This window comes from Novosphingobium sp. PASSN1 (genome assembly GCF_002278815.1).
This window is the reverse complement of record NZ_NKIS01000006.1, coordinates 174,785-188,184: the sequence shown is the minus strand read 5'-3', so window position 1 is coordinate 188,184 and position 13,400 is coordinate 174,785. Positions and strand designations below refer to the sequence as shown.

General features: G+C 67.8%; 10 protein-coding genes. 6 read left to right on the top strand and 4 right to left on the bottom strand.

What is annotated here, in order from left to right; all coding sequences use genetic code 11:
- The first annotated feature begins 30 nt into the window (after positions 1 to 30).
- From CFE35_RS11980 to CFE35_RS11965, 4 genes are all read left to right on the top strand, one after another.
- A complete protein-coding gene (locus CFE35_RS11980) occupies positions 31 to 1,674 on the top strand; it encodes a hypothetical protein (RefSeq protein WP_292930830.1) in 1,644 nt (547 codons plus the stop codon).
- Positions 1,675 to 1,775: 101 nt separating this feature from the next.
- On the top strand, positions 1,776 to 2,375 hold the full coding sequence (locus tag CFE35_RS11975; RefSeq protein ID WP_292930829.1) for a DUF3237 domain-containing protein: 600 nt from the start codon (positions 1,776 to 1,778) through the stop codon (positions 2,373 to 2,375).
- Between the two features lie 111 nt (positions 2,376 to 2,486).
- Complete coding sequence (parC, locus tag CFE35_RS11970) at positions 2,487 to 4,781, top strand: DNA topoisomerase IV subunit A (RefSeq protein ID WP_292930828.1); 2,295 nt, start codon at positions 2,487 to 2,489, stop codon at positions 4,779 to 4,781.
- Positions 4,778 to 5,545, top strand: coding sequence for an SDR family NAD(P)-dependent oxidoreductase (locus tag CFE35_RS11965; RefSeq protein WP_292930827.1), 768 nt, complete (start codon positions 4,778 to 4,780; stop codon positions 5,543 to 5,545). The genes parC and CFE35_RS11965 overlap by 4 nt, the downstream gene beginning before the upstream one ends.
- A gap of 41 nt (positions 5,546 to 5,586) precedes the next feature.
- Here CFE35_RS11965 and CFE35_RS11960 read toward each other — a convergent pair whose 3' ends face one another.
- Complete coding sequence (locus CFE35_RS11960) at positions 5,587 to 7,659, bottom strand: protein-disulfide reductase DsbD domain-containing protein (RefSeq protein ID WP_292930826.1); 2,073 nt, start codon at positions 7,657 to 7,659, stop codon at positions 5,587 to 5,589.
- Positions 7,660 to 7,864: 205 nt separating this feature from the next.
- On the opposite strand from CFE35_RS11960, the gene CFE35_RS11955 reads away from it, so the two are divergent.
- Together CFE35_RS11955 and CFE35_RS11950 are read left to right on the top strand one after the other, a co-directional pair.
- The gene (locus tag CFE35_RS11955; RefSeq protein WP_292930825.1) at positions 7,865 to 9,580 is read left to right on the top strand and encodes an alkaline phosphatase family protein; all 1,716 of its coding nucleotides are present in this window, start codon (positions 7,865 to 7,867) and stop codon (positions 9,578 to 9,580) included.
- The gene (locus CFE35_RS11950; RefSeq protein WP_292930824.1) at positions 9,577 to 10,800 is read left to right on the top strand and encodes a UbiH/UbiF/VisC/COQ6 family ubiquinone biosynthesis hydroxylase; all 1,224 of its coding nucleotides are present in this window, start codon (positions 9,577 to 9,579) and stop codon (positions 10,798 to 10,800) included. Before CFE35_RS11955 ends, CFE35_RS11950 begins: the two co-directional genes overlap by 4 nt.
- Here CFE35_RS11950 and CFE35_RS11945 read toward each other — a convergent pair.
- The 3 genes from CFE35_RS11945 to hemC are packed head-to-tail and all read right to left on the bottom strand — an operon-like array spanning position 10,797 to position 13,375.
- Positions 10,797 to 11,687: a hypothetical protein gene (locus tag CFE35_RS11945; protein ID WP_292930823.1), complete on the bottom strand. Its 891-nt coding sequence runs from the start codon at positions 11,685 to 11,687 to the stop codon at positions 10,797 to 10,799. The two genes, CFE35_RS11950 and CFE35_RS11945, sit on opposite strands and share 4 nt — an antisense overlap.
- Positions 11,688 to 11,714: 27 nt before the next feature.
- Complete coding sequence (locus CFE35_RS11940) at positions 11,715 to 12,407, bottom strand: uroporphyrinogen-III synthase (protein ID WP_292930822.1); 693 nt, start codon at positions 12,405 to 12,407, stop codon at positions 11,715 to 11,717.
- Positions 12,408 to 12,418: 11 nt separating this feature from the next.
- Complete coding sequence (gene hemC, locus CFE35_RS11935) at positions 12,419 to 13,375, bottom strand: hydroxymethylbilane synthase (protein ID WP_292930821.1); 957 nt, start codon at positions 13,373 to 13,375, stop codon at positions 12,419 to 12,421.
- Positions 13,376 to 13,400 lie beyond the last annotated feature (25 nt).

The following is a 13,400-nucleotide window of genomic DNA, read 5'->3' as shown; positions in this document are numbered from 1 at the left end:
CCGCGCAAGGCGGCGCATCGGGGAGCGACCGTGCAAGACGTGCTGCAGCACCGCCTGATCCGCGTGCTGCTTGCCCTGCTGGCAATCTGCATGGCGGCCCCGGCCCACGCCCAGCTGCGCGCGCTGCAAAACCCTTCGTTCGAAGCCAACGATCCGGCCGGGCCCGGCGCGCCGAACTACGAAATCCTGCCCATCGCCTCGGTTACGGGGTGGAGCTCCACCACCGGCGAGATCGAGCTGTGGGACACCAATTTCAACGGCGTCCCCGCCTATGCCGGCGCGGTCTTCGCTGAAATGAATGCCAACACCAATGGCACGCTGTTCCAGAACATCTGCCTGATCAACGGCGAGCCGTTCGGCTGGACCTTCGCGCACCGCGCCCGCGCTGGCGGGCCCAACACCCAAACCGCGCGTTTTCAGGTTGCCTCCAGCACCGGGACGGTGATCCAGACGCTGGCGACACAGGTTTCCACCACCGCCAACCAGGTGTGGAACGTCAACACCGGCAGCACCACCTACACCGGTGCCACCGGCATGCAGCGCGTGCAGTTCACCACCACCGATGCGGGCTCGTTCGGCAATTTCCTCGATGCCATCCAATTGAGCCTCAGGCCCTTCGTCCAGATCTCCGCCGCCAGCAGCACAGGCACGGAAAGCGTACCAGCGGCCAATATGGCCACGCTCCTCGTCACCGGCTCTGCCACGAGTGCGATCAACGTGATCGTCAGTATCACTGGCGGCACCGCCACGCGTGGCACCGATTATACCACGCCGGGCAATGCTGCGACCTTCACCGTCACCATTCCTGCGGGCACTTACTACAACACCCCAGTCGCGCTTGGCATCAGCGTGGTCGACGATACCGCACTCGAAGCTTCCGAAACGATCAGCTATTCGATCAGCGCAGGCACCGGCTACACCATCGCCAACACCACCTCGTGCGGCGCAACCGTCCAGACGACCGGCACCTATACGATCACCGACAACGATGGCCGCGTCACCCTGCGCAAGCAGTGGGCCGATGCCAACGTGGGCGATGATGCCACTGTCACCCTTGCGCGCGGGGGCACCGAGATCGGCGCGCTCGCCTCCGATGCCGGCACCGCAAGCGAGCTTGATACGAGCGCGGCCCCCACGCCGGTCGTGCTGGGTGAAACCGTCACGCTGGCCGAGACCCTCGCCGCCACCAATGTCAGCCGTTATTTCGCCGCGGTGGCCTGCACTGGCGCGGCCGACACCAACCTGGCCGATGGCCTCACCATCGGCGCTGCCGAAACCGCGATCGTGTGCACCTATACCAACACCCGCGTCCCCGCGCTGGCCGTCACCAAGACGTCCAGCGTGCTGTCCGATCCGGTCAACGCCAGCAATCCCAAGGCGATCCCCGGCGCGGTGCTGCGCTATTGCATCCTCGTGACCAATCCCGGCACGCTGGCGGGCACCAATATCGCTGCCACCGATCTGCTCCCCGCCGGGATCACCTACACTCCCGGCACCGCGCGCAGCGGTCCGGCCTGCGCTACGGCCACGACGGTCGAAGATGATGACGCCGCCGGCGTGGACGAGAGCGATCCCTACGGCGTCTCTTTCCTTACTGGCACGTTGACCGCTACCGCCACCACGCTCGCCCCCGGAGCGACTTTTGCGATCACCTTCGACGCCACGCTGAACTGAGGCTGCAGGACACTGATCCGCAGCTTGTCCGGTGCTTCCTGCATGATAAACCCGCCGGTGAAGGCCGCGCCGTTCAGGGCGCTGCCCATCCGGAGAGGCTCATGACATTATCCCGCCGCCGCGCCATTGGCCTTATCGGCGCAGGACTTCCGCTCGCCACCGCCGCCTCGCGGCTCGAGGCCGAAGCCCTGCCTGCCCCGGCGGCGCAGCAGCCCCGGGTCTATGATCAGCCCGGCCTCGAATGGGTGATGGATATCCTGCCGTTCTGCACCGCGCCCGAATCGATGGGCGGCAAGGGTGGCAAGAATGGGGACGATCAGACCGCCGCCGATGGCATCCGCGAAGAGCTGTGGCCGATCGTGGGAGGGACCTTCTACGGGCGCGGCATCAAGGGCACGGTGGTTCCCGGCGGCGGCGATTTCCCGGTCGTGCGGCCCGACGGGGTGGAAATCATCGACGCGCTGTACCGCCTGCGGACCGACGACGGCGTGCAGATCATCATCCACAACATGGGGCCGCGCTATTCGGAAAACCGCTTCCGCCTCCAGCCCAGCTTCAACGTGCCGGGCAAGAAGTATGCATGGCTGCGCGAATCCGTGTTTGTCGCCACCCTGATCTATCCGATCCCGCCGGAAATCCCGGCACCGGATTTCGGCCCCAACGCGAACGGACGGCTGATCCAGGTGTTCCGGATCACCTGAACGGGGCGAGGGGCGCGCGCTGCCGTACTCCGCGCGCCCAAAACATCGGGGTAAACTCGCCCTCCGGCCTGTTCCCATGGCCCGGCCCGGCTTGCTATGGCGCAAGGTGCCATGACTACGAAAATCACCGACGCCGAGCCTGATCCCTTCGACGCGATTGTCGATGCGCCGTTCGATAGCGCGCTGTCGGAGCGCTATCTGGTCTATGCGCTCTCCACGATCACCGCGCGCTCGCTGCCTGATCTGCGCGATGGGCTGAAGCCGGTGCATCGCCGCCTGCTCTGGGCAATGCAGCAGCTGCGGCTCGATCCCACCGGCGCGTTCAAGAAGTCCGCGCGCGTCGTCGGCGATGTCATCGGCAAGTATCACCCGCATGGCGATGCCTCGGTCTACGATGCGATGGTCCGCCTCGCGCAGGATTTTGCGCTGCGCTACCCGCTGGTCGAAGGGCAGGGCAATTTCGGCAATATCGACGGCGATAATGCCGCCGCCTACCGCTACACCGAAGCGCGGCTGACGCGCACCGCGATGCGCCTGATGGCGGGGCTGGAGGAAGGCACCGTCACCTTCCACCCCACCTACAACGGCGAGGAGGAAGAGCCGGAAATCTTCCCCGGCCTCTTCCCCAATCTCCTTGCCAACGGTTCCAGCGGCATCGCCGTGGGCATGGCGACCAATATCCCGAGCCACAACGTCGCCGAAATCGTCGACGCCACGCTCATGCTGATCGACAACCCGGCGGCCACCCATGCCGAGCTGATGGAGGTGTTCCACGGCCCCGATTTCCCCACCGGCGGCCTCGTGGTGGATAGCAAGGTGGCCATCAGCGCGGCCTATGAAACCGGCAAGGGCGCCATCCGCGTGCGTGGCCGCTTCTCCACCGGGCGGCAGGAAGACGGCAGCTGGGAAGAGACCGGGATCGAGAAGCTGGGCGGCGGGATGTGGCAGCTCGTCCTCTCCGAAATCCCTTATCAGGTGCAGAAGGGCAAGCTGATCGAGCAGATCGCCGCCCTGATCGCGGACAAGAAGCTGCCGATCCTGGAGGATGTGCGCGACGAGAGCGACGCCCAGATCCGCATCGTGCTCGTGCCCAAGAGCCGCAACGTCGATCCGGACCTGCTCAAGGAATCGCTCTACCGGCTGACCGATCTCGAAGTGCGCTTCGGGCTCAATCTCAACGTGCTCGATGCCCGCCGCACCCCCGGCGTGCTCGGGCTGAAACTGCTCCTGCAGGAATGGGTGATCTCGCAGATCGACATCCTGCTGCGCCGCTCACGCCACCGGCTGGAAAAAATCGCGGGCCGGCTTGAACTGCTGGGCGGCTACATCATCGCCTATCTCAATCTCGACAGGGTGATCGAAATCATCCGCACCGAGGACGAGCCCAAGCCGATCATGATGGCCGAATTCGAGCTGACCGACCGGCAGGCCGAGGCGATCCTCAACATGCGGCTGCGCAGTTTGCGCAAGCTTGAGGAAATGGAACTGCGCAAGGAGCGCGATGGGCTGATCGCCGAGCAGACCGAACTGCAAGCGCTGCTCGATGATCCCAAGCTCCAGAAGAAGCGCCTCAAGTCCGATCTCAAGGCGCTGCGCAAGGAATATGCCGAGACCACCCTGCTCGGCGCGCGCCGGACCACGCTGCTCGAAGCCGCACCGACGCGTGAATTCAGCATGGACGCGATGATCGAGAAGGAGCCGGTCACGGTGATCCTCTCGGCGCGCGGGTGGGTCCGCGCGGCCAAGGGGCATCTGCCGCTCGATAGCGATTTCAAGTTCAAGGAAGGCGATGGCCCGGCCTTCGCGCTCCACTGCCAGACGACCGACAAGCTGCTGTTCGCGATCGACAACGGGCGGTTCTATACGCTGGGGGCCGATAAACTCCCCGGCGCGCGCGGGTTTGGCGAGCCGGTGCGCACGATGCTCGATATCGATCCCGAAGCGCAGATCGTGGCGCTGGTGGCACACAAGCCCAAGGGGCAGTTGCTCCTTGCCGCCAACAGCGGACGCGGTTTCGCGGCGGAAATGGACGAACTGCTGGCGGAAACCCGCAAGGGACGCGGCGTTGTCACCACCAAGCCGGGCGTGAAGCTCATGCTGGTGCGCGAAATCGCGGCGGAGCATGATTCGCTTGCCGTCATCGGTGATAACCGCAAGCTCGTCATCTTCCCGCTGAGCGAAGTGCCGGTGCTGGCCAAGGGGCAGGGCGTCACCCTTCAGCGCTACAAGGATGGCGGGCTGGCCGATGCGATCACGCTCACTTTTGCGGATGGTCTTTCGTGGGCGATGGGCGGAGAAAGTGGCCGTATGCGCACCGAGAAGGATCTTCTGCCGTGGAAGGTCGCTCGCGGCGCAGCCGGGCGCTTGCCCCCCACCGGCTTTCCAAGGGACAACAAGTTCGCATGACTGGCACAAGACTTTCCGGCCGCATCGCGCTGATCACCGGCGCTTCCTCTGGCCTCGGCGCGCACTTCGCGCGGCTCTATGCGGGCGAAGGCGCCGCCGTGGTGATCGGCGCACGGCGCGTGGAGCGCATTGCGGCGCTGGCGGATGAAATCAACGCAGGCGGCGGAAAAGCTCTCGCCGTCGCGCTCGACGTGAACGACGAAGCCTCGATCATCGCCGCCTTCGATGCCGCCGAAGTGCAGATCGGCGTGCCCGATGTGGTCGTCGCAAATGCCGGGATCGTCGTGCCGGGCCGCGCGCTCGATGTGCCTGCCGAAGGCATCCGCTCGGTCGTCGATACCAATTTCACCGGCGTTTACCTCACGGCCCGCGAAGGCGCGCGCCGCATGATCAAGGCCGGTTCGAAGCAGAGCGAGAAGGGCCGCGTTATCCTGATCGGCTCGATCACCTCGCACATGACCGGGCAGGGCGATGCCTCCTACGCCGCCACCAAGCTCGCCGTGCAGCACCTCGGCCGCCAGCTGGCGCAGGAATGGGCGCGCCTCGGCATCAGCGTCAACACGATCCAGCCCGGCTACATCAGCACCGAAATCGCGGGCGACTGGTTCGATACTGAAGGCGGCAAGGCGCAGATCAACACCTGGCCCCGCCGCCGCCTGACCGATATCACCGCGCTGGACGAGCCGATGGTATTCTTCGCCAGCGACGCCTCGCGGCAGGTCACTGGCTCGCACATCACGGTGGATGACGGGCAGAGTTTGTAAGGGCCCTGCTGCTTCCGGGGGCATTAAAATAGGGACAGTCCCTATTTATTTCCCCCCGGCAGCCCGGCCATGAAGTCCGCGCTCAACACTTGCGGCAGCTTTTGCGGCTCCGCAGCCTTCGCCGGATACCACAGATAGAGTGGCACGCCCGCCGCGCCTTGCGCCGAAAGGAAGCTGGTGATCTTGGGATCGCGCCGCGTCCAATCACCCACCAGCACCACCACGCCCGCCTTCTTGAAGGCATCACGCGTCGTATCGCGCTCGATGGCGGCGGCCTCGTTCACCTTGCACGATAGGCACCAGTCGGCGGTGAAGTAGGCGAATACGGGCTTGCCCGCCGCGCGCGCCTGCGCCAACGCGGCTTCGCTGAAGGGCTTGGCACCCAGCAGCCCTGCTTCCACCGCGCCGCCCGGTCCTTCGGCGGCAAGGCGCGGCGCTGCGATCAGCGCCAGCGCGGCGAGCGCGATGCTCCCCGGCAGCGCCCAGCGCGCCGAGCTCACCCCGCGCCGCTGCGTGCGCCCGATGGTGATCAGCAGCGCCACGACCAGCACGGCGAGCGCGATGGCCCCCGCCGCATAGGCAGGCCCGCCCAGCCGCCACGCCAGCCAGCACAGCGCCAGCACCGTCAGCCCCATCGGCACGGCCATGGCGCGGCGGAACCGCTCCATCCATGCGCCGGGTTTGGGCAGCAGGCGGCGCAGCGCGGGCACGAAGCCCAGCAGCAGAAACGGCAGCGCAAGGCCAAAGCCCAGGGCGGCAAATACGGCCATGGCAGCCCATGCCGGCAGGATCAGCGCCGCGCCCACGGCGGCGGCCATGAACGGCCCGGTGCAGGGCGTGGCTACAAACGCCGCCAGCAGGCCGGTGCCAAACGCGCCCAGCCAGCCACTTTTTGCTGCGCCGCCGCTGCTTTCAAGGGAAAGCCCCGGTAGTTCATAAAGCCCGGCAAAGTTTGCGGTGATCGCGGTTGCCAGCAGCAACAGCAGCGCCACCACGCCCGGATCCTGAAGCTGGAATGCCCAGCCCACTTGCGTCCCCGCCGCGCGCAAGCCCAGCATCGCCGCGCCCAGCGCCATGCAGGCCAGCATCACGCCTGCGGTATAGGCCACGCCTTCCACTTTGGCATGATCGCTGCCGGACCGCGCCAGCGCCATCGCCTTGAGGCTGAGGATCGGAAACACGCAGGGCATGACATTGAGGACCAGCCCGCCCGCCAGCGCGCCGAGGATCGCCAGCACCAGCGTCACCGCGGAAAACGGCGCGGGCGCATTTCCGGCGCCCAGCGGCGTCCCGCCCGTCGGCACGGTGCCCGGCGCAGCGGCAAAGGCGATGCCGCCGAGCGGCTTGCCATCCGGCCCGTTGCCCAGCGAAAGCACCCCGGCCAGCGTCGCGGGCGGCTCGGGCGCGGGGAAGGCGGCCTTGGCCAGCTCGATCACCAGCGTATCGCCCACCCGGCTGAACGCTTGGGGCTTGGCATAGTCCGCCACGCCCTCAGCCTGAATGAAGAAGTGCGGCTCGCCAATGGCGGCACCCGCCGGGAACGGCATGGCAATGCGCCAGCCGGTGGGCGCGGCGGCAAACGTCCCCTGCCGGTCCAGCGGCGCGGGCAGCGCCGCGCGCCAGCCATCGAAGCGCGCATCGGCCGGGCCTTCGCCAACGGTCACCGTGCCCTGCAACGTCGCGCTTTCCGGTACGCAGATCGCTTCGGTGCAGGCGAGCCAATCGGCCTTCGCCGTGATCGGCAGTGTGGTCCCTGGCTTGGCATCCTTGGGCACGCTGAACGGCACGAGCACGGCATAATCATGCTCGTAGACGTGGTTCATCAGGCCCTGCACCAGCAGCGTTTGCGGCACGGGGAACTGCAGCGCCCCGGCGCTCGCGCCGGGCGGGAGCGTCCATTCCAGCGAAATCGGCAGGCCCGCATCGCCGGGATTGGTCCAGTAGCCATGCCAGCCCTTGTCCGGCTGCATCAGCACCGCCAGCGTCACCGTCTCGCCGGGTTTCGCAGGCCGCTCTGCCAGCAGCGAGGCGCGGATATGCGCCGGTCCCGCCGCGGGCTGCGCCGATGCGGCAAACGAACCGAGTGTGAGCCACAGTGCGGCGAAAAGGGCCATCAGGCTTCTTTGAACTGACATGCCCTGCATCTATCCCACCCCCGCGATCTTGGCCACCGGCTTACGCCGATCCTCTGGTGCAGCCCGCAGGTGCAGCGCTTGCGCGCAGCCTCTTGCGATTGCGGGCGGGCAGGGCCATCACGCAAGTGTATCAAGGCATTGGACCGGCGAGTCCGCACTGGACCCGGCTGAAGGAAACTACCCCATGGCGTCTCGCAAAATCCTTCCCGCCACACTCGGTGCGGCCGCGCTGGCGCTTGCCCTCGCGCTGCCCCACGCCTGCGCCGCGCGCCCGGCGCAGCACCACGCCGCCAAGGCCGCGCCTGCTCCCGCTCCCGCAGCGGTTCAGCCCGCCGCCAATGCCCCGCGCCTGATCGTCGCCATCTCCATCGATCAGTTCTCCGCCGATCTCTTCGCGCAATATCGCTCGCACTTCACCGGCGGCCTCGCCCGGCTGGCCACGGGCGCGGTGTTTCCTTCGGGTTATCAGAGCCACGCGGCCACTGAAACCTGCCCCGGTCACTCGACCATCCTCACCGGCGTCCACCCCGCGCGCAGCGGCGTGATCGCCAACACCTGGATCGACCAGTCCGTTGGCCGCGCCAAGAAGACCGTCTATTGCGCCGAGGACGAGACGGCCACAGCCGCCGATCCCAAGGATTATGTCGCCTCGGTCGGCCACCTCCTCGTCCCCACGCTGGGTGAACGCATCAAGGCGCTCTGGCCCGCCAGCCGCAATGTCGCCGTCTCCGGCAAGGATCGCGGCGCGCTGATGATGGGCGGCCATGCGATCGATGCGGTCTACTGGTGGAAGGGCGCTGGTTTCACCTCGCTCGATGGCCGCACGCTCAGCGCGGCGGCGGTGAACGAGAACAAGTCGTTGGCACCTGTGCTGGCTGAAGGTGCGCCCGAACTTCCCCTGCCCGAATGGTGCAAGGCCAAGGACCGCGCAGTGCCGCTCGGCGCGTTCTCGGTCGGCAACGGCCACTTCGCGCTCGCCGCCGGAGACAAGGGCAGCTTCCGTTCCTCGCCCCGCCTCGATCGCGCCACGCTCGATCTGGCGACTGAACTGCTCGACGAACAGAACCTCGGCAAGGACAATGTGCCCGATGTGCTCTCGGTCAGCCTGTCCGCCACCGATTATGTCGGCCATGCCTTTGGCACCGAAGGCGCGGAAATGTGCATCCAGCTCCAGCAACTCGATCTCGCGCTCGGTGACTTCTTCATCGCGCTCGATCAGCGCCGCATCGATTATGCCGTGGTGCTCACCGCCGATCATGGCGGGTTCGATATGCCCGAACGATTGGGCGAGCAGGCGCTGCCCGCCGCCCACCGCGTGAGCAAGACCTTGCTGCCCGAGGCGCTGAGCGCAGCGGTCGCGGCAAAGACCGGGCTGGCGGCGGAAGGCCTGATCCTTTCCGATGGCGCTTCGGGCGACGTGTGGCTGCGCCGCGACTTGACCGCCGACGACAAGGCCCGCGCGCTCGCCGCGCTCAAGGCCGAATTGCTCGCCAATCCCGAAGTCGCGGCGGCCTTCACCGCCGATGAAATCGCCGCGTCGCCCGCGCCCACCGGCTCGCCCGAGACATGGCCCCTGATCGCGCGCGCCAAGGCCTCGTTCTATCGTCCGCGTTCGGGTGATCTCGTGCTCATGCTCCATCGCGGCGTGGTGCCGATCCCCGCGCCGGGGCCGGGCTTTGTCGCCACTCACGGCTCCCCGTGGGATTATGACCGGCGCGTGCCGATGCTGTTCTGGCGGGGGGGTATGACCGGCTTCGAACAGCCCAGCCCGGTTGAAACGGTGGACATTGCGCCGACGCTTGCCGCGCTCATCGGCCTGCCCGTGCCTGCGGGGGCGTTCGATGGACGCTGCCTCGATCTCGATGCCGGAACCGGCAATACCTGCGGAGCTGCCAAGTGAGCGATACCCTCCATTCCGATATCGTGGTCATCGGCGGCGGGCTGGTCGGCATGACGCTGGCCATCGGGCTGGCCAAGGCGGGCATCCCCAGCTGTGTGATCGACAGCTCCGATCCCGCCGCGCAGACTGCTGATGGCTTCGATGGCCGGGCCTCCGCGATCTCCACCGCCAGCTGGAATCTCTATAGCCACCTCGGCCTTGGCGATGCGCTCGAACCGCTCGGCTGCCCGATCGATTCCATCGCGGTGACCGACGGAATGAAGCCCGGCCGGATCGATTTCCAGCCCCAGCCCGGCGATGGCACGCTCGGCCGCATGTTCGCCAACCGCGATCTCAGGACCGCGATGTACGCCGCCGCCGCGCAGGAAAGCCTGATCACCTTCCTCCCCAATGCCCACGTGGCAGAGCGGGAGCGCGATGCGCATGGGGTCAGCGTCACGCTCGCCGATGGCCGCACGATCAAGGGCCGCCTCATGGTCGGCGCGGAAGGCCGCGCTTCGCCCACGCGCGATGAGGCGGGCTTCACGCCTGCGCGCTGGAGCTATGGCCACCGCGCGATGATCGTCGGCCTCGCGCACTCCAAGCCGCACGGCAATGTCGCGTGGGAAATCTTCTACCCCGCCGGGCCTTTCGCGCTGCTGCCGCTGCTTGATGATGCAGACGGCAATCACCGCTCGGCGCTGGTGTGGACAGTGGGCGACAAGGACGCGCCCGGCATCCTCGCGCTGCCCGATGGCGCGTTCCGCAGCGCGGTGCAGGAACGCATGGGCGATGTGCTGGGCGAAGTGCGGCTGATGGGGCCGCGCTCTTCCTGGCCGCTCAATTTCCACCACACCGCGAAGATGGTATCAGACCGGCTCGCGCTGGTCGGCGATGCCGCGCACGGGATGCACCCGATTGCGGGCCAGGGCCTCAACCTCGGTCTGCGCGATGTGGCGGCGCTGATCGAGGTGCTGACGGACGGGATGCGCCTCGGCCTCGATCCGGGCGATGCGCAAGTGCTTGCCCGCTACGAACGCTGGCGCGCGGCGGATACGTTCATGGTCTCGGCGGCGACGGACGTGCTGACGCGGCTGTTTGGCGTGCCGGGCCGCATCCCGTCGGCGATCCGCCGCATCGGCATGGCCGGCGTCCAGCGCATTCCTGCGCTCAAGCGTTTCTTCATGGACGAGGCGCGCGGCATGAGCGGCGCGCTGCCGAGCTTGCTGCAACCGGCCTAGGCTGCGGGGGTACTCGGCGCGGGCGAGGCCGTCGCAGCCGGCGCTGCCACATCGGGCTTCACCACTACCGGCGGTGTCGGCGGGAACGACAGCGCCGCTGTTTCCAGCTGGTCCAGCGCGTGTTCTGTCATCGCATAATCGCGCGCGCGGGCGAGCCATTCGGTCGCTGCTTCCTTGCCCGGCATGCGCTCGGCTTCGGCAATGGCAATATCGATGCGGCCCCCGGCCAGCGCTTCACGCACCCGCGCCGCGCGGCTTTCGGCAGTGGGGGAGGGGCTGTCGGCGCGGCGGATCACGAACAGCTCGCCCATCTGGCGGGTGATCCAGTCCCACGTGCCTTCGCTGGCCGCGCCGCCGATCAATTGCGGGCCAATCTTCTCGAAATCCTCGCGCAGCAGCGCCAGCGTCACCGGCTTCTGCGCCGCCGCGATCACGCGGTCCACTGCCGCCGTCTGGGTGCTGCCAAAGCGCACGCGCAGCTGCGCTTCGAGGTAGCCGAGCGGCTGGCCGCGTTCGATGGCGCGGCGCGCGGCAAACGCCACGAGCAGCGCTTCGGCTTGCCCGGCCTGCCCGGCGGCGGCCATGGCCTGTTGGTTCAGCTCGGCCAGCCGCTGTTCCAGCGCGGAAACCTTGGCGGCCGCGGCCGTCAGCGCGGCGTCGGTTGCGGCAAGATTGGCGGTGGTCTGTGCGGCGGCTTGCGACATCGTGGCCGATGGCGTGGGGGCGGGCAGGGCCTCAAGCCCCGGCATATGGACTTCGAGCCACCCGGTTTTCCACGCGTACCAGCTGCCGCCCGCAAGCGCTGCAAGGATGAGGAGGACCGGCAACACCACCCGCCCGCGCCCGGACCGGGTGCGTTGCAGGTTTAGGGGCGAACCAAAGGTCATGTCCTGCATAGGATCATTTTTCAGTTGTTAGTGTCCTTCTGGTGACACTTTCTCGCACATTTGAACAGCGAGTGCCAGCACTGCGTGATCGGTGCGTTGCTCTGCAATTTCAATATGTTGCCATCCCTCGCCAGCCATCACGCCGATTCGCGGGGCAAGGCAGGCCAGCGAAATTCGGTCTCGCTGGACGCCCAGCCGCGCCGATTCTGCGGCGAAATGCGCCGCCGCCTCCCCGGAATGAAGCAGGATCACGGCAGGCCGCGCGAGCAGTTCCGCCAGCTGAGGCGGCAGCGGCAGGCCAGCGGCGGCATAGACTTCCACATCCTCTACCACCACGCCTTCGGGCAGGGCCAGCGGCACGCGCTTTTCGCCCGCAAGGCGCAGATAGCGGCCCGGCGGCAAGGCGGCGGCCATCGGCTGAAGCCCGCCTTCACCAATGGCGGCGATGGCGAAGCCCGCCTGCTGCGCGGCCTCTGCGGTCACCGCGCCCACGGCGTGAACAGGAAGCCCGGTCAGCGCCGCCAGCCCCGTGCCGCCCAGCCGGAACACGTTGGCGCTCCCGGCCAGAAGCGCGCGATACGGCGCAGGATCGGGCACCGACCAAGGCACTGATGCCATCTCGAACAACGGGAAAGCCCGCGCATCGAGGCCCAGCGCGCGCGCGGCGGCCACGGTTGCGGCATTGCCCGGTTCGGGGCGGATCACCACGACCGGGACCATCCCCGGTGTCCTCAGCTGCCGGTGAAGTGGCGGCGAATCGCCTCGGGCGCACCGTCCAGCAACTGCCGCGCCAGAGCGGCGGGGCCATGGCTGTCGCCTGCCGGGAACGTGGCGCTGGCCTCGATCCGCTCCGCGCCATCGGGGCTATAGAGCGCGGCGCGCAGGGTGAGCGTATCGCCCTCTGCCGTGGTGAGCAGCGCGATGGGGCTGTGGCACGTGCCGCCCAACCCCCGCAGCAGGCCGCGCTCGGCCTCGATGGCGGCATGGCTCGGCTTGTGATCGATGGCATCCAGCAGCGCGACAAGATCGGCACGCGCGGCGAGGCATTCCACCCCGATCGCTCCTTGCGCGGGGGCGGGCAGCCAATCGTCCGAAGCCAGCGGGCTGCCCACGCCGTTCTGGCCCAGCCGGTTGAGCCCGGCGGCGGCCAGCAGCGTCACGTCCGCCTCGCCCGCTTGCAGCTTGCCCAGGCGAGTCGCGACATTGCCGCGAAAGCCGACGACGGTCACATCGGGCCGGGCGTGGAGCATCTGCGCGGCGCGGCGCGGCGCGCTCGTGCCGACGCGCGCGCCCGCCGGAATGGCCGCCACGCTCTCTGCACCCACCAGCACATCGCGCACATCCTCACGCGGGAGCACGGCGGCGATCATCAGGGTGGCGGGGCGTTCGGTCTCCACGTCCTTCATCGAATGGACCGCAAAATCGATGCTGCCATCGGCCAGCCAGGCATCGAGCTCCTTGGTCCACAGCGCCTTGCCGCCGATCTCGGCCAGCGGGCGATCGAGGATCTGGTCGCCGCTGGCTACCACCGTCACGAGTTCGACACAGGCCTCTTCCCAGCCGTGCGCGGCGCAGAGCCTGCGGCGGGTTTCCTCGGCTTGAGCCATGGCGAGCGGAGAGCGGCGCGTGCCCAGCTTGAGCGGGTTGGCGGGCGAGGGCGACAAGGTCGGCGTTGCGGGCGTGTTCATGCGTCTCTTGCCGTACCTGCGAATG